The 15165-nt window shown below is 58.6% G+C and carries 16 protein-coding genes; 5 read left to right on the forward strand and 11 right to left on the reverse strand.

What is annotated here, in order from left to right:
* Position 1 precedes the first annotated feature (1 nt).
* The 3 genes from metW to B9Z50_RS04285 all read right to left on the reverse strand — a co-directional run bounded on the left by metW (position 2) and on the right by B9Z50_RS04285 (position 2547).
* The gene (metW, locus tag B9Z50_RS04275) at positions 2-586 is read right to left on the reverse strand and encodes a methionine biosynthesis protein MetW (protein WP_108362357.1); all 585 of its coding nucleotides are present in this window, start codon (positions 584-586) and stop codon (positions 2-4) included.
* A complete protein-coding gene (locus B9Z50_RS04280) occupies positions 583-1737 on the reverse strand; it encodes a homoserine O-acetyltransferase (protein ID WP_108362358.1) in 1155 nt (384 codons plus the stop codon). The genes metW and B9Z50_RS04280 overlap by 4 nt, the downstream gene beginning before the upstream one ends.
* A gap of 243 nt (positions 1738-1980) precedes the next feature.
* Positions 1981-2547, reverse strand: a complete 567-nt coding sequence (locus tag B9Z50_RS04285) for a TMEM165/GDT1 family protein (RefSeq protein ID WP_108362359.1) — start codon at positions 2545-2547, stop codon at positions 1981-1983.
* Between the two features lie 202 nt (positions 2548-2749).
* On the opposite strand from B9Z50_RS04285, the gene B9Z50_RS04290 reads away from it, so the two are divergent.
* Complete coding sequence (locus B9Z50_RS04290; RefSeq protein ID WP_108362360.1) at positions 2750-3952, forward strand: ammonium transporter; 1203 nt, start codon at positions 2750-2752, stop codon at positions 3950-3952.
* Between the two features lie 227 nt (positions 3953-4179).
* The gene (locus tag B9Z50_RS04295; RefSeq protein ID WP_108362361.1) at positions 4180-4770 is read left to right on the forward strand and encodes an RNA-binding protein; all 591 of its coding nucleotides are present in this window, start codon (positions 4180-4182) and stop codon (positions 4768-4770) included.
* A gap of 190 nt (positions 4771-4960) precedes the next feature.
* Here B9Z50_RS04295 and lptC read toward each other — a convergent pair whose 3' ends face one another.
* The 3 genes from lptC to B9Z50_RS04310 are packed head-to-tail and all read right to left on the reverse strand — an operon-like array spanning position 4961 to position 7123.
* A complete protein-coding gene (gene lptC / locus B9Z50_RS04300) occupies positions 4961-5569 on the reverse strand; it encodes an LPS export ABC transporter periplasmic protein LptC (protein WP_108362362.1) in 609 nt (202 codons plus the stop codon).
* Positions 5566-6144, reverse strand: coding sequence for an HAD family hydrolase (locus tag B9Z50_RS04305; protein WP_108362363.1), 579 nt, complete (start codon positions 6142-6144; stop codon positions 5566-5568). Before B9Z50_RS04305 ends, lptC begins: the two co-directional genes overlap by 4 nt.
* Before the next feature lies 1 nt (position 6145).
* Positions 6146-7123, reverse strand: a complete 978-nt coding sequence (locus tag B9Z50_RS04310; protein ID WP_108362364.1) for an SIS domain-containing protein — start codon at positions 7121-7123, stop codon at positions 6146-6148.
* A 119-nt stretch (positions 7124-7242) separates the two neighbouring features.
* Here B9Z50_RS04310 and B9Z50_RS04315 point away from each other — a divergent pair, with 119 nt between their 5' ends.
* The 3 genes from B9Z50_RS04315 to B9Z50_RS04325 all read left to right on the forward strand — a co-directional run bounded on the left by B9Z50_RS04315 (position 7243) and on the right by B9Z50_RS04325 (position 10424).
* Positions 7243-9228, forward strand: coding sequence for a monovalent cation:proton antiporter family protein (locus tag B9Z50_RS04315; protein ID WP_108362365.1), 1986 nt, complete (start codon positions 7243-7245; stop codon positions 9226-9228).
* A 4-nt stretch (positions 9229-9232) separates the two neighbouring features.
* Entirely contained in the window at positions 9233-9787 is a 555-nt protein-coding gene (locus B9Z50_RS04320; RefSeq protein ID WP_108362366.1) for an adenine phosphoribosyltransferase, read from the forward strand.
* A gap of 100 nt (positions 9788-9887) precedes the next feature.
* Positions 9888-10424, forward strand: coding sequence for a 2,4'-dihydroxyacetophenone dioxygenase family protein (locus B9Z50_RS04325; RefSeq protein ID WP_108362367.1), 537 nt, complete (start codon positions 9888-9890; stop codon positions 10422-10424).
* 83 nt (positions 10425-10507) lie between these two features.
* Here the strand turns inward: B9Z50_RS04325 and B9Z50_RS04330 are convergent, their stop codons facing one another.
* From B9Z50_RS04330 to B9Z50_RS04350, 5 genes are all read right to left on the reverse strand, one after another.
* A complete protein-coding gene (locus B9Z50_RS04330) occupies positions 10508-11719 on the reverse strand; it encodes an ABC transporter substrate-binding protein (protein ID WP_108362368.1) in 1212 nt (403 codons plus the stop codon).
* A complete protein-coding gene (locus tag B9Z50_RS04335) occupies positions 11716-12576 on the reverse strand; it encodes a branched-chain amino acid ABC transporter permease (RefSeq protein WP_233249746.1) in 861 nt (286 codons plus the stop codon). Before B9Z50_RS04335 ends, B9Z50_RS04330 begins: the two co-directional genes overlap by 4 nt.
* 114 nt (positions 12577-12690) lie before the next feature.
* Positions 12691-13563, reverse strand: a complete 873-nt coding sequence (locus tag B9Z50_RS04340) for a branched-chain amino acid ABC transporter permease (RefSeq protein ID WP_108362370.1) — start codon at positions 13561-13563, stop codon at positions 12691-12693.
* Positions 13564-13581: 18 nt separating this feature from the next.
* Positions 13582-14292 (reverse strand): ABC transporter ATP-binding protein, encoded by a 711-nt coding sequence (locus tag B9Z50_RS04345; RefSeq protein ID WP_108362371.1) that lies wholly within the window; start codon positions 14290-14292, stop codon positions 13582-13584.
* A 2-nt stretch (positions 14293-14294) separates the two neighbouring features.
* Positions 14295-15074, reverse strand: coding sequence for an ABC transporter ATP-binding protein (locus tag B9Z50_RS04350; protein ID WP_233249747.1), 780 nt, complete (start codon positions 15072-15074; stop codon positions 14295-14297).
* Between the last annotated feature and the right edge of the window lie 91 nt (positions 15075-15165).

Below are 15165 nucleotides of genomic sequence, written 5' to 3' on the forward strand. Positions count from 1 at the left end.
GTCAACTGCGCTGCAGTTTGTAAACCGCCGTGCCCGCCATCAGGTTGGGCCACAGGCGAACTTCTTGGCCTTGCTGCAGGCCAAAAGCGTCCATGATGCGCAACTGGTTTTTGCGGGCCAAGTCGCCAAAGTCGGCGTAGGTGCCCACCCGGATGTTGGGCGTGTCGTACCACTGGTAAGGCAGGCGCTTGGTCACCGGCATGCGGCCTTGCAACACGCTCAGGCGGTTGAACCAGTGCGCAAAGTTGGGAAAGGCCACGATGCCCACGCGGCCCACGCGCACGGTCTCGCGCAGCATGGTCTCGGCGTTGCGCAGGTGTTGCAGCGTGTCGATTTGCAGCACCACGTCAAACGACTGGTCAGCAAACAGGCTCAGGCCCTCGTCCAGGTTCAGCTGGATCACGTTCACGCCGCGCTTGACGCAGGCGTGCACATTGGCGTCGTCCAGCTCCACACCGTAACCGGTGCAGCCCTTGTGTTGCTGCAGATAGGCCAGCAAGGCCCCATCGCCACAGCCCAAATCGAGCACGCGGGCGCCTTGTGGCACCAGGCGGGCAATGGCTTGCATGATCAGGGGGTCGCTCATGCGGCACCTCCTTGTTCCAAAGTCTTGGCCATGTTGTCAAAGTAAGAGCGCACGACGCTCATGTAGCGCGCATCCGCGAGCAAGAAAGCGTCGTGCCCGTGCGGTGCATCGATTTCGGCGTAGCTCACGTCGCGGTGGTTGTCGAGCAGGGCCTTGACCATCTCGCGGCTGCGGGCGGGAGAGAAGCGCCAGTCGGTGCTGAAGCTGATCAACAAGAACTTGCAGCTCGCGCGGGCCAGCGCTTTGGACAGGTCGCCGCCAAAGGCGCGGGCCGGGTCAAAGTAATCGAGCGCCCGTGTGATCAGCAAATAGGTGTTCGCGTCAAAGTACTCGCTGAACTTGTCGCCCTGGTAGCGCAGGTAGCTCTCGATCTGGAACTCCACTTCTTGTGTGGAATATTTGTAGCCGGTGGCGTTGTGCGTCACCGCCGCGCGCAGCTCGCGGCCAAACTTTTCGTTCATCACGTCGTCGCTCAGGTACGTGATGTGGCCAATCATGCGGGCGATGCGCAGGCCGCGCTTGGGCACCACGCCCTTTGCGTAAAAGTGACCGTCGTTGAAATCCGGATCGGTCACGATGGCGCGGCGGGCCACTTCGTTGAAGGCGATGTTTTCGGCGTTCAGGTTGGGGGCGCTCGCCACCACCAAGGCGTGTTTCACGCGCTCGGGGTATTGCAGCGTCCAAGACAGCGCCTGCATGCCGCCGAGACTCCCGCCCATCACGGCGGCCAATTTTTCAATGCCCAATGCATCGAGCAAGCGGGCTTGTGCGTTGACCCAGTCTTCCACCGTGACCACCGGAAAGTCCGCGCCGTACACGCGCCCGGTGTCGGGGTTCACATGCATGGGGCCGGTCGAGCCAAAGCACGAGCCCAGGTTGTTCACGCCGATCACAAAAAAGCGGTCGGTGTCGAGCGACTTGCCGGGGCCGATCATGTTGTCCCACCAGCCCAGGTTTTTGGGCTGGTCGGCGTACACGCCCGCCACATGGTGCGAGGCGTTGAGCGCGTGGCAGATCAGCACGGCGTTGGATTTGTCGGCATTGAGCGTGCCGTAGGTTTCGTAGCTCAGCGAGTAGCCACGGATGGACGCGCCGCTTTGCAAAGGCAAAGGGGCTTCAAACAGCATGCTTTGGGATTCGGCGATCAGCATCGAATGTGTTCAGGTGTGCAAAAAAACAAAACCCGGCTTCGCAGTCAGCTGGGCCGGGCTTCAGTGGGTTGAAACACACGCCATTTAGCTGAATTTCGAAACCATCGTGGTTTCGGCGCCCGCAATCGGGTTCAAATCGGCGCATGGCCTAAGTATAAGGGCGATAAATCAGGCCCTGCACCGAAGCAGCGCAAGGCTTCGCCCAGCCGAGGTTTCCATTGTTTAGGTCGCTTTGCAGACGCTTCAGCTGCCCCAATCCGACAAGGCAATCACGCCCAGCACGGCGAAGATGCCTGCCGAGATCAGGTGCACCAAGCGAAGCGGCACACGTTTGGTGATGGCGTCGCCCAGCCACACCACCGGGGCGTTGGCCAGCATCATGCCCAGTGTGGTGCCTGCGACCACCATGAACCAAGCGTTGTATTGCGCGGCCAGCATCACCGTGGCAATCTGGGTCTTATCGCCCATCTCAGCCAGAAAAAAGGCCACCACGGTGGTCAAAAACACGCCCATGCGCGGGGCGCTGTCGCCCTCTTCGTCGTCCAGCTTGTCGGGAATCAGCATCCACGCCGCCATCGCGATGAAGGACGCACCCAGCACCCAGCGCAGCACATCGGGCCCCAGCACGGTGGTGACCCAGCTGCCCAAGGCACCGGCCAGGCCATGGTTGGCCAAGGTGGCCACCAAAATGCCGAGCACGATGGGCCAAGGTTGGCGAAAACGGGCGGCCAGCACGAGTGACAAAAGCTGGGTTTTGTCACCCATTTCGGCCAAAGCCACGATGCCAGTAGAGACGAGGAAAGCTTCCATAGGGATATGTGCGTCAGCCTGAACACTTGATCAGATCAGAGGTGCGCATCTTACGTGAGGGCTGCATGCACCAATTTGGGGTACTGGAGGTTACCGGCACGCGCGAGCCACTTTGGGTGCGTTTCTTGCTTTGCTTTGGTGCGCGAGGGTGGATCGCCCCCGAAATGCACCAAATCAACTCAAAAATTCTCAAAGGACGATCGTGGAAGCACTAAAACAGGGCGCAGATGCGCTTTTTATTTTGTTGGGCGGCATCATGGTGTTGGCCATGCATGCTGGATTTGCTTTTCTGGAGCTGGGCACAGTCCGCAAAAAGAACCAGGTCAATGCGCTGGTCAAAATCTTGGTGGATTTTTCAGTGTCGACCGTGGTTTATTTTGTGGTGGGCTACAGCGTGGCTTATGGCACCACATTCTTTGTGGGGGCCGAGCAACTGGCCGCCAAAAATGGCTATGACCTGGTCAAGTTCTTCTTTTTGCTGACCTTTGCCGCAGCCATTCCCGCCATCATTTCGGGCGGCATTGCCGAGCGGGCCAAGTTCTGGCCGCAATTGATCGCCACAGCGGTGATCGTGGGCTTCATCTACCCCTTCTTTGAGGGCATTGTCTGGAACCAGCACTTTGGTGTACAGGCCTGGATCAAGGCCGTCACGGGCGATGAGTTCCATGACTTTGCAGGCTCGGTGGTGGTGCACGCCATGGGCGGCTGGATCGCGCTGCCGGCAGTGATCTTGTTGGGTGCCCGCTACAACCGCTACCGCAAGGACGGCGTGGTGTCGGCGCACCCCCCCTCGAGCATCCCCTTCTTGGCCTTGGGTTCGTGGATCCTAATCGTGGGCTGGTTTGGTTTCAATGTGATGAGCGCGCAAACCGTGGACAAAATCTCGGGTCTGGTGGCGGTCAACTCCCTGATGGCCATGGTGGGCGGCACATTGGCTGCCTTGGTATTGGGCAAGAACGACCCCGGTTTTGTGCACAACGGCCCCTTGGCCGGTTTGGTGGCGGTGTGTGCAGGCTCCGACCTGATGCACCCTTTTGGTGCCTTGATCACGGGTGCCGTGGCAGGGGCCCTGTTTGTGGTGATGTTCACACTGACCCAGAACAAGTGGAAGATCGACGACGTGCTGGGTGTGTGGCCCTTGCATGGCATTTGCGGCGCTTGGGGCGGCATTGCTGCGGGCATTTTTGGGGCCACGAGTCTGGGCGGCTTGGGGGGCATCAACCTGACAGCGCAGTTGATCGGTACCGCCATGGGTGTGGCGTGGGCCCTTGTGGGTGGCTTGGCGATTTACGGCATCTTGAAAATCACGCTGGGCCTGAAACTCAGCCCAGAAGAAGAGTACGACGGCGCCGACTTGAGCGTCCACAAGATCAGCGCCACCCCTGACCGCGAAGTGAGTTGGTAAAACAACAACAAGGTGATCAAGAGCACGATTTGACGGGCTTTTAGGGAAAACGCCTTGCAATTTTTTTGTTGATATCGCAGATAATGACTTGACTTCAGTGCAAAAACCCTGAAGTCCAGTCTGCGGTGACCAGATCAGTTTCGCTTTCCTTCCGATGATTTCAGGTTTGTTGAATGCGTTTTCGGAGCTCCATCGCTTTTATCTCTGTGTTTTGAGGAGTCCCTTTCATGGGCAACAAACTTTACGTCGGCAACCTGCCTTACTCGGTTCGTGACGGCGATCTGGAACAAGCTTTCGGCGAATTCGGTGCAGTGACCAGCGCCAAAGTCATGATGGAGCGCGACACCGGTCGTTCCAAAGGCTTCGGCTTTGTGGAAATGGGCAGCGACGACGAAGCGCAAGCCGCGATCAACGGCATGAATGGCCAGCCTTTGGGCGGCCGCAATGTGGTCGTGAACGAAGCACGTCCCATGGAAGCGCGCCCTCCCCGCTCAGGTGGCGGCGGCTTTGGTGGTGGCGGCGGCTTTGGTGGCGGTCGTCGTGAAGGCGGCGGTGGTGGTTACGGCGGCGGCGGCGGCGGTGGCGGCGGCTACGGCGGAGGTCGTGAAGGCGGCGGTGGCGGTTATGGCGGCGGCCGTGAAGGCGGTGGCGGCTACGGCGGTGGCCGCGAAGGTGGCGGCGGTTATGGCGGCGGCGGCCGTGGCGAAGGCGGCGGCGGTGGTTTCCGCAGCCCCTACGGCGCAGGTCCCCGTGGCGGTGGCGGTCGCCGTGAAGGTGGTCGCGAAGGCGGTGGCGGCGGCTACGGCGGCGGCTACTGATCGAGCAACTGTCTTGGGCTGATCACTCAGCCCAAAAATGTCCAAAGCCCTGCATTGCAGGGCTTTGTTGTTTCTGGCGTTTGTTGAGCGTTTTTTGAACCCTACCCCAGGTCAGCGTGGCCTCAGGTTGGGGGCGTCCTACCCACGGGGTGGGCGAAACCGATATGCCCTGTAATCTGTGGCGGTTGGCTCAGGGAGTCTGACGTTGCGGCAAAACCGCGCGCACCCGGCCCTGCAGCTCGTACTGGCCGCTGCGGGTGTCGAAGTTCATGGTTTGGGCGCTGAACACGTCTGCGCCGTGGGTGATGCGCACGGGTTGATCCGAGACCAGTCGCTCTTCTTCTAGCCAAACCGTGAGTGTTTCACCACGCAGCTCGATGCGCGGGCTCTGCGCGTCAGCCTGTCGCACCGCAACCGCATCACCGCTCAGGATCACCTGTTGTTCGGCTTCGCGGGAGATGCCTTTTTTCGCCTGAGCCGTCAGGCGTGTGCCCACCTCGTTTTCGGCCAAGATGCGCACACCTTCAATGTGCAAGCTTTCTGAGGCCGGAAAGTGGGTGGCGCCTTGCCCGCTGATTTCGCGCGTCAGACGGCCAGAGGTGTCAAAGGATTTGACCGTGAATTGTTCGAGCCGGAAATCAGGGTCTTGGCGCAGTTGGGGGTCAATGCGGGGCAATATCAACTCGGGCACGCTGCGCACCAGCCACCAGCTGCCCAAAGCCAACATAGCAAACAGGAACAAGGGCAGGTAAATCGTCAACCGATCCAAGGTTCGGCGCAGGCGAGTGAGCATGTTCATGCCGACGCGCCCGGGTGGTCATTCACCCCCACTTGCGCGAGCAAGGCGGCGTAGTGCCCGCCCGCCACCAGCAGCAGGTCGCAAAAGGCGCGGGCCGCACCTTCGCCGCCACGTTCGGCGGTAGTGTGGTGGGCCAGCGCTTTGGCCTGGGCATGGGCGTTGGCCGGAGCGCAAGCAAATGCAGCGCGTTGCATCACGGGCAAATCGGGCCAGTCATCGCCAATGGCAGCCGCTTGCGCCCAGCTCAGGTTCAGTTCGCTCAAAAAAGCTTCGGCTGCCGGGCGCTTGTCTTCGGTGCCAAAGCGGGCGTGGGTAATGCCCAGCGCCTTCAGGCGCAGTCGCAGGGGTGCCGAGTCGCGGCCGGTGATGACGACGGGTGTGATGCCTGCCTTTTGCAGCAGTTTCAGGCCTTGGCCGTCCAGCGTATTGAAGCGCTTGAGGGTCTCGCCGCTTTCAGAAAAATACAGCCCGCCGTCGGTCAGCACGCCATCGATGTCGAAAAAGGCCACTCGGATGCCTTGCGCTTGCAGCAGCAATTCGGGCGGGTAATGCAGCGCTGGTGTCAGAACTTGCATCTCAGATCACCTTGGCCCGCATCAGGTCGTTGGAGTTGATGGCCCCGCACAGCAAGCCTTGCGCGTCCACCACCAAGATGCTGGTGATGCGGTGCAGCTCCATCATCTCGGCAGCTTCGACGGCCAGTGCGTCGTGGCGGATGGTGCGCGGATTGGGGTGCATGACGTCGCGGGCCCTGAGACTGCGCAGGTCCACGCCTTTCTCAATCAAACGGCGCAAATCGCCATCGGTGAAGACGCCCAGCACACGGCCATCGGCGTCGGTGACCGAGGTGGCACCCAGGCCTTTGCTGCTCATTTCGCGCATCAGGGTGGTGAATTCGGCATCCTGCCCGACTTGCGGCACATCGGCGCCTTTGCGCATCACATCACCCACATGGGTGAGCAGCTTGCGGCCCAACGAACCACCCGGGTGCGAGCGGGCAAAGTCTTCGGGTTTGAAGCCTCGCGCATCGAGCAGGGCCACGGCCAGCGCGTCGCCCATGGCCAGTTGGGCTGTGGTGCTGGCGGTGGGGGCCAAGTTCAGGGGGCAGGCTTCTTTGTCGACCGAGCAGTCGAGCACCACGTCGGCGTGTCGAGCCAAGGAGGACTGCAGGCCTCCAGTCAGCGCGATCAGGGGCACGCCCTGGCGCTTGAGCACGGGCAAGATGGCAACCAGTTCGTCGCTTTCGCCGCTGTTGGAGATGGCCAGCACCACGTCCACGGTTTTGATCATGCCCAGGTCGCCATGGCTGGCCTCGCCGGGGTGCACAAACATGGCCGGGGTGCCAGTCGAGGCCAGGGTGGCGGCAATCTTGCGGCCAATGTGACCGCTTTTGCCCATGCCAGTGACGACCACGCGGCCTTGCACGGCCAGCACCATGTTCACGGCCTGGACAAAGCGCTGGTCCAGTCGGTCTTGCATGCGGCGCAAGGCGGCGGCCTCGATGTCGAGGGTTTCGCGGGCAAGCTGCAGGGTGAGGTCGGGGTGGGCAAGCATGGTCTCATTTTATCGGTCGGCGTGCCATGCCCCACCACGGGTCTGTCCCAGTCCGAACCTCGGGTCCATGAATCGACCGCATGGTGATGGCGATCACACACGCTTGTTACCATTGATGCATGAGTGCTTTGGAGTTGACCTTGTTGTATTTGCTGGCGGCCGTGCTGGGCGTGGTGGGCTGCCGCATGCTCAAGCTGCCGCCCATGCTCGGCTATTTGGCAGTGGGCGTGGTGATTGGCCCCAACGCGCTGGCGCTGGCACAAAACTCCGAGGGCGTTCGGCACCTGGCCGAATTCGGCGTGGTGTTTTTGATGTTCGTGATCGGGTTGGAATTCAACCTGCCCAAGCTGCGCTCCATGCGCCAACATGTGTTTGGCCTGGGCCTGCTGCAGGTATTGCTGACGCTGGTGATCGTGACGGTGTTTTCCTTGTTGGTGGCCACCATGGCCCCCACACTTTGGAAAATGGAGTGGCAAACCGCGCTGGCGCTGTCGAGCGCCATGGCCATGAGCAGCACGGCGATTGTGATCAAGCTGGTGGCCGACCGGTTGGAGCTGGAGTCCGAGCACGGCAAACGGGTGGTGGGTGTTTTGCTGTTTCAAGATTTGGCGGTGGTGCCGCTGATCGTGATGATCCCCGCCCTGGGCGCCCCGGCTGAAGACATGCTGACGGCATTGCTCATGGCCGCAGCCAAAGCGGCCGTGCTGATCACCTTGCTCATGACTGGCGGGCAGCGCGTGATGCGCTGGTGGCTGACCCTGGTTGCGCGGCGCAAAAGCGAAGAGCTGTTTGTGCTCAACTTGCTGCTGGTCACGCTGGGTCTGGCCTGGATCACCGAGATGGCCGGCCTGAGCTTGGCACTGGGCGCGTTCATTGCGGGCATGCTGATTTCAGAGACCGAATACAAGCACCAGGTGGAGCTGGACATCCGGCCTTTTCACGACGTATTGCTGGGCCTGTTTTTCATCACCATCGGCATGATGCTGGACTGGCACATTGTGGTCGAGCGCTGGCCTTTGGTGCTGATCTTGACCACATTGCCTGTGTTGTTCAAATTGGTGCTGGTGACGGTGCTGGCCAAGTTGACGGGCGCACCGAACGGGGTGTCCCTGCGCACCGGACTGTATTTGGCACAGGCGGGGGAGTTCGGCTTTGTGCTGCTGACCCTGGGCTCGCAAAACCAACTGATTCCGCCCACTTTGTTCAACCCGGTTCTGGCCAGCATGGTGTTGTCGATGATGGCCACGCCTTTCATCATCATGCACAGCGAACGCATCGTGCTCAAAGTGGTGGCCAGCGAGTGGTTGCAGCAATCCTTGCAAATGACCACGATCGCCCGCAAGTCGATCAACACCAGCAAACACGTCATCATCTGCGGCTATGGGCGCTGCGGCCAAAACCTGGCCCGCATGCTGGAAAAAGAAAATATGCCCTACATGGCACTGGACCTGGACCCGGACCGGGTGCGCCAGGCGGCTGCGGCCGGGGATTCGGTGGTGTTTGGTGATGCTGCACGCCTGCAGTCACTCATGGCCGCAGGCTTGGCCCGCGCCAGCGCGGTGGTGATCACCTACCTGGATGTGCCCGCTGCCATGAAGGTGCTCGACCACACCCACAGCCATGCGCCGCAAGTGCCGGTGATCGTGCGCACCAAGGACGACCTTGATCTGGAAAAGCTGCAGCTCGCGGGTGCAACCGAAGTGGTGCCCGAGGCGCTGGAGGGCTCACTCATGTTGGCCAGCCATGCACTGGCGCTGGTGGGCGTGCCCATGCGGCGTGTGATCCGCATCGTTCAAGACCAGCGCGACGCGCGCTACAACCTGCTGCGCGGCTACTTCCATGGCGCCGACGACGACACACTGGACGAAATCGACCACGAACGTTTGACCACCGTGGGCCTGCCCCTGGCCTCCCCTTGGTTGGGCAAGCAGATCAAGGACCTGGCTTTTCACGCCATGGGCGTGCGAGTGGTGAACCTGCGCCGCGCCAATGGCCAACCCGAAACCGTGGGCGATGACACCGTGTTGCATTCGGGCGACACGCTGGTTCTGTCCGGTAAATCCCAAACGCTGGCAGTGGCCGAAGAGAAACTATTACGAGGTTAATGGCATGGACGATTTGAACGTCAACGATTATTTGAAAAGCCACATCCGCACCGTGCCCGATTGGCCTGCACCGGGGGTGCAGTTTCGCGACATCACACCGCTCTTGCAAGACCCGCGTGTGTTCCGCGTGCTGATCGATGCCTTTGTGCACCGCTACATGCATCCGGCTTTGCGGCCTGACGTGGTCGCAGGTCTGGATGCACGGGGGTTCATATTGGGCTCGGTCGTGGCCTACGAATTGGGGCTGGGTTTTGTACCCATCCGCAAAAAAGGCAAGCTGCCCTTCACCACAGTGGAAGAAACCTACGAGCTGGAATACGGCAGCGCCACCGTGGAGCTGCACACCGACGCCGTCAAGCCCGGCCAGCGCGTGCTGCTGATCGACGACCTGATCGCCACAGGCGGCACCATGATGGCGGGCAAAAAGCTGCTCGAAAAGCTGGGCGCGTCGGTCATCGAAGGTGCTGCCATCGTCGATTTGCCGGAACTGGGCGGGTCGGATCGGATTCAGGCCACAGGCTTGAAGCTGTTCACACTGGTGTCTTTCGAAGGGCATTGAGGGTTCAAGGCACACCTGCGGCCCGCTGTCACCCCCGGCGCTGACAAGTCAATCGACCCGGCATAAGCTGGATCCTTTCCACTTGGCCCAGGACCGCCTCATGAGCTCAAACCACACCCCTCCAGCGGCCGCTGACGACCGCGTGCCTTATGCCAAACCCCAGCCTTGGGGCATGGCCCCCGACATGGTGGTGCACGACGTGCAGACTGAAGATGAGCGCCTGTGGGCACCTGTCGCCCCCGGCATCTGGTCGCGCCCGCTGCACCTGAACGTGACAGGTGGCTTTTATGTGCACCTGCTCAAAGTCAAGCGCTCGGGCCTGCTGCAGCGCCACCGCCATTCCGGCATGGTGCACGCGCATGTGCTGCGCGGCAAATGGCTGTATCTGGAGCACGACTGGGTGGCCGAAGAAGGCAGCTATGTGTTCGAGCCTCCGGGCGAGACCCACACCCTGGTGGTGCCCGACGATTGCCAGGACATGGTGACGATGTTCACCGTGCACGGTGCTTTGATGTACGTGGACACCCAAGGCAATGCCACCGGTTACGACGATGTGTTCACACGCATCGACAAGTACCGCGCCCACTTTGAGGACGTGGGCTTGGGCGCAGATTACGTGAAAAACTTCATGCGCTGAACAGCTTGACTGCCCGTAAAAAAACCGCCAGGCAGAGCTGGCGGTTTTGGGATGCGTTTGGAACGCAGGCGTTAAGGCCGAGATTATTTAGGTCCCAAAACTTCGCCAAACATTTCCCACGATTTGCCGTTCCACTTCATCAGCTGCTTGTTCTCTACAGGGTAGAAGTCAGTGGGTGAGGTGTTCAACTTGACACCAGGCAACAGCATGCCATTTTCAAAGTTCTTCAAATTGGCGGCTTGCTTCATGATGTTGGCACGTGTGAGGTCATCACCAGCTTGCCGAATGACTTGCGCAGTTGCCGCAGCGTGGATGTAGCCAGAGACGTAGAAGCCTTCTGTGATGTTCGCCCCAGGCATGTTCTTTTCCAACCAAGCCTTGTACTCAAGGAAGCCTTTGTCGTTGGCCCAGAGTGGGTCAGCGGGGTCTTTGAAGTAGTTGGACGAAATCACGCCAATGCCATTCTCAGCACCAGCGGGAATCATCACTGAGCCCACCGAGGACGAGACCGAGTTGAGGTAGTGGGTGGGCTTCCAGCCCAATTCCGCTGCAATCTTGATCGCTTGAGCAGCCCACTTGGGTGTGGTCACGTTGAAGAAGGTGTCTGCGCCAGACGACTTCAAAGTCACCATCTGGTTGCTCACGGTGGGGTCTGTCGTTTCGTAACTGGCCTTGGAGACGATCATCCCTTTTTTGGCCCCCAGACCATCCTCCATACCCTTGACGTAATCTTTGCCGTAGTCGTCGTTCTGATACAGAATCGCGATTTTGGCGTTGGGGTTGTTCTTCAAGATGTGATCTGCATAGATTTTGCCCTCGACCTGATAGTCAGGCTGCAACCCCATGGTCCATGGGAAATTTTTAGGGTCACCCCATTTGTGGGCGCCGGTGTTCACAAAAAGCTGCGGAACTTTTTTCTGGTTCATGTATTTGTGAATGGCGCTATTGGGCGGCGTACCCAAGGGCGCGGTGATGAACAGCACCTGTTCTTGCTCCACCAATTTGCGTGCTTGCTCCACTGTTTTTGGAGGAGAGTAGGCATCATCCAAGGAGATGAAGTTGATTTGGCGTCCGTTGATGCCGCCAGCTTCGTTGATGCCTTTGAAGTAGGCGGTCAAGGCCTTGCCAATGTTGCCGTAAGCCGATGCACCGCCGGAGTAGGGCACCATGTTGCCGACCTTCACTTCTTTGTCGTTGGCCCCAGGGCCATACTTGCCTGCGGCCAAGGCGTGCGTGCCAGACAGGCTCAATGCAAGACTTGCCGCAAGGCTAAGCAGTTTCAATTTGCGGTTCATTTAGCGTCTCCTTTTTTCAGTTTGTTGAGCATGCCCATCACGCCGCCAGGAGCAACATAGATGAGTGCTATGAGAATCGCGCCATAGACAGCCCATGGCGCGGACTTCGAAATCTCATCGGCGACGTTGGGGATGAATTGGATAAATGCCGCGCCGAACAATGCGCCCGGAATCGACCCCAAACCACCCACAACCGCACCCACGAGGAACGAAATGGATAAAAAAGAATGAAAGCTATCAGGGGCCACATAGGCCACCGCGATTGCCCCCAAGGCACCGGCAACGCCTGTGTAAGCGGCTGAAACCCCAAATGTCAGAGTTTTCACAGTTGCCAATTGCACACCCAAGGCGCTGGCGGCGATGGGCTGATCACGAATGGCCACAATGGCGCGACCGATACGTCCTTTGATGAGGTTGTTGGCAAGCCAGAACATCAACACCGCGACGATCAAAACGAAGTAATACATCCAGCGGTCTTCTGACAAGGGCTGGCCCAAAAATTCCATTTCAAACAGAGGCTCAGGCTTGCTCAGAACAATGCCTTGTACACCACCCGTGTAGGCTTCGATCCCTTTGTATTTGAGCAACTGAGGCACAGCCATAGCCAATGCAAAGGTGGCCAGAGCAAGGTAGTGGCCACCCAACCGCAAGGCAGGAAATCCCATCAAAACACCCGAGATAAAACACACCACAGCGGCAACGGGAATCGTGGCATAAGGCGAAAAGCTCGCTTGGTCCATCAGCACCGCAGCGGTGTAGGCGCCAATGGCATAGAAAGCACCATGGCCTAGGGAGATTTGGCCTCCGTATCCCGTCAGCAGATTGAGCCCCAGCACCGCAATCGCGTAAATGATCATGAGGTTGAGTTGGAAGACGCGGAAATCCGTCAAGACCCAGGGTAAAACCAGGACCAACAGACCCACGGCAATGGTGATGAGCGTGCGAATCTTCATAAAGTTTTCCTTTGGCGCTTAGACGCGTGTAACGACTCTTCGGCCAAATAAACCGTTGGGTTTGAGGGTAAGTGTGCCCACAATGAGCACCAAAGCGACAGTGAGCTTGAGATCGGAGCCGATGACGTAGGCCCCCAAAATGTTTTCAAGCACACCCACGATGAAGCCGCCGATCACAGCGCCCCACGGATTGTCGATACCACCCAACAGTGCGGCTGCAAAGCCATAGAGCAAAATTCCCGCCATCAAATTAGGGTCAAGGAACATCACGGGTGCCATCATCATGCCGGCGACGGACCCGATCGCCGATGCCAGCCCCCAGCCCAAAGCCAGCATCCACGAGACACGGATACCGACCAAGCTCGCAGAATCAGGGTTCTGCGCGGCCGCCCGCATGGCCAGGCCAATGGGGGTGTAACGGAAAAACAGGTAGACCACCAGCAGCACCGCCAAGGTGACGCCCAGTGAACCCAGTTGGTGGCCAGAGATGTACTGTGGGAACACAGCGCTCTTCGTCGGAAACGGGCTGGCAAAGGCCTTCACCGTGTGGTCAAAAATCCAACCCGACATGGCGTTGAAAATCACCAGCAAGCCAACAAAAACAATCACGTTGTTGAGCACTGGGGCGCGCTCGACGGGGCGGATAAAAACCCGTTGCACAACGAGTCCACCCACAAATGCGATGCCGACCGTCAGCAAAAATGCCAGCCAATAAGACATGCCATTTTCAATGAGCGACCATGCAATGAAGGTCGCAAACGTGGCCATCTCTCCTTGTGCAAAGTTGATGTGGTGCGTTGACTGGTAAATCATCACCAGCGCCAAACCCACGGCCGCATAGATGCTGCCGTTGGCCAAGCCTGAGAATATTTGAAGAATAAAGCCGTCCATCGATGTGATCCTTGATGCTCAATAACCGAGATAGGTGCGGCGAACAGACTCGTCTGCTCGGATGTCTTCGGCTGGGCCGGACAACACCACATTCCCAGTTTCTAAAAGGTAGGCGTGGTCAGCAAGGTTCAGCGCCAAAGACGCGTTTTGCTCGACCAGCAACATGCTCACACCATCGGTTTTGTTGATGTTGCGCATGATTTCAAATATCTCTTGAACGATCAGTGGTGCCAGGCCGAAAGAGGGCTCGTCCAGTAAAAGCAGTTTCGGCCTGAGCATCAAGGCACGGCTGATCGCCAGCATTTGCTGCTCACCTCCCGACAATGTGCCCGCTTGTTGGTACAGACGTTCCTTCAGTCGGGGGAAGCGTTCAAAAATCTTCTCCATGTCTTGACCGACGGCATCCTTGTCTTTACGCGTGTAAGCACCCAAGCGCAAATTTTCTTCGACCGTAAGCCCCGTGAAGGTGCCACGCCCATCCGGGACGTGCGCCATACCCATGCGGACAATTTTGTCGGTGGCCAGTCCACCAATCGTTTTGCCCACGAACACCACATCACCCGAGGTCTTGACCGTCTGACACATGCTGCGCAGAGTGGTTGTTTTGCCTGCACCATTGGCCCCCAAAATGGTGGTGATGCCGCCTTGTTTAAGGTCAAAGCTGACGTTGAACAAAGCCTGAGTTACACCGTACCAGGCGTTGAGGTTTTTCACTTCTAACAAATTCATGCTCACGCCCCTCCCAAATATGCGCGGATCACTTCAGGGTGTTTTTGAATTTGTTCCGGTGTGCCTTCGGCAATCTTTCGACCAAAGTTCAGCGCCACAATCCAATCAGAGACGTTCATCACCAAGTGCATATGGTGTTCGACAAGCAAAACACTGATGCCCATTTCATCGCGCACCAGCTTGATCAAATCGGCCAGATCGCTGAGTTCTTCGTGGTTGAGTCCCGCAGCTGGCTCGTCCAGCAAGAGCAAACGAGGCTGGGAGGCGAGAGCACGCGCAAACTCCACCCGCTTTTGAAAGCCGAAGGGCAAGTCGCCGACGGGCCGATGTGCAACGTCTTTCAGCTTCAGGCGGTCAATGAGCTCGTCTGCACGTTTTTTGAGATCGGTTTCCTCTGCCCGTGTCTTGGCGGTTGGCCACATACCACCCCAAAAGCCCGTCTTGGATTTGCTGTGCGCACCCACCATGATGTTCTCTTGAACGCTCATGGTTTTGAACATGGCCAAATTTTGAAAGGTGCGGCCAATACCGGTGTTGGCCATTTCGTGAACTGGGGTTTGTGTGATGGACCGTCCATCAAACAACAAGTCACCCTCTTGGTAGTCGTACAGACGGCTCAGGCAATTGAACAAGGTTGTTTTTCCTGCCCCGTTGGGGCCGATCAAACCACAGACCTTGTCTTTGGGCAGGTTAAAGCTGACGTTATCCAATGCCGTGATACCGCCAAATCGAACAGTGATTCCCTTGACCTGTAGCAAGGTATTTGTTTCATCGACAACCAAATCAGAATCTCCTTGCGAGCAACAAAGTGGCTCATTCTGAAAAGTGTAGGTGCCGATTTCAATTGTCATCCTAGGTTAAACACCAATAAGG

The organism is Limnohabitans sp. Bal53, assembly GCF_003063355.1.
In the GTDB taxonomy this organism is placed as follows: domain Bacteria; phylum Pseudomonadota; class Gammaproteobacteria; order Burkholderiales; family Burkholderiaceae_C; genus Limnohabitans_A.

What these genes read in the sequence shown, in the direction of transcription:
- B9Z50_RS04305 (WP_108362363.1), bottom strand. Translation starts at nt 6,144, where the DNA reads ATGCAAGTTCTGACACCAGCGCTGCATTACCCGCCCGAATTGCTGCTG.
- B9Z50_RS04335 (WP_233249746.1), bottom strand. Translation starts at nt 12,576, where the DNA reads ATGATCATTTACGCGATTGCGGTGCTGGGGCTCAATCTGCTGACGGGA.
- B9Z50_RS04280 (WP_108362358.1), bottom strand. Translation starts at nt 1,737, where the DNA reads ATGCTGATCGCCGAATCCCAAAGCATGCTGTTTGAAGCCCCTTTGCCT.
- B9Z50_RS04285 (WP_108362359.1), bottom strand. Translation starts at nt 2,547, where the DNA reads ATGGAAGCTTTCCTCGTCTCTACTGGCATCGTGGCTTTGGCCGAAATG.
- B9Z50_RS04315 (WP_108362365.1), top strand. Translation starts at nt 7,243, where the DNA reads ATGAGTGCTTTGGAGTTGACCTTGTTGTATTTGCTGGCGGCCGTGCTG.
- B9Z50_RS04295 (WP_108362361.1), top strand. Translation starts at nt 4,180, where the DNA reads ATGGGCAACAAACTTTACGTCGGCAACCTGCCTTACTCGGTTCGTGAC.
- B9Z50_RS04345 (WP_108362371.1), bottom strand. Translation starts at nt 14,292, where the DNA reads ATGAATTTGTTAGAAGTGAAAAACCTCAACGCCTGGTACGGTGTAACT.
- B9Z50_RS04310 (WP_108362364.1), bottom strand. Translation starts at nt 7,123, where the DNA reads ATGCTTGCCCACCCCGACCTCACCCTGCAGCTTGCCCGCGAAACCCTC.
- B9Z50_RS04330 (WP_108362368.1), bottom strand. Translation starts at nt 11,719, where the DNA reads ATGAACCGCAAATTGAAACTGCTTAGCCTTGCGGCAAGTCTTGCATTG.
- B9Z50_RS04320 (WP_108362366.1), top strand. Translation starts at nt 9,233, where the DNA reads ATGGACGATTTGAACGTCAACGATTATTTGAAAAGCCACATCCGCACC.
- B9Z50_RS04325 (WP_108362367.1), top strand. Translation starts at nt 9,888, where the DNA reads ATGAGCTCAAACCACACCCCTCCAGCGGCCGCTGACGACCGCGTGCCT.
- metW (WP_108362357.1), bottom strand. Translation starts at nt 586, where the DNA reads ATGAGCGACCCCCTGATCATGCAAGCCATTGCCCGCCTGGTGCCACAA.
- B9Z50_RS04340 (WP_108362370.1), bottom strand. Translation starts at nt 13,563, where the DNA reads ATGGACGGCTTTATTCTTCAAATATTCTCAGGCTTGGCCAACGGCAGC.
- lptC (WP_108362362.1), bottom strand. Translation starts at nt 5,569, where the DNA reads ATGAACATGCTCACTCGCCTGCGCCGAACCTTGGATCGGTTGACGATT.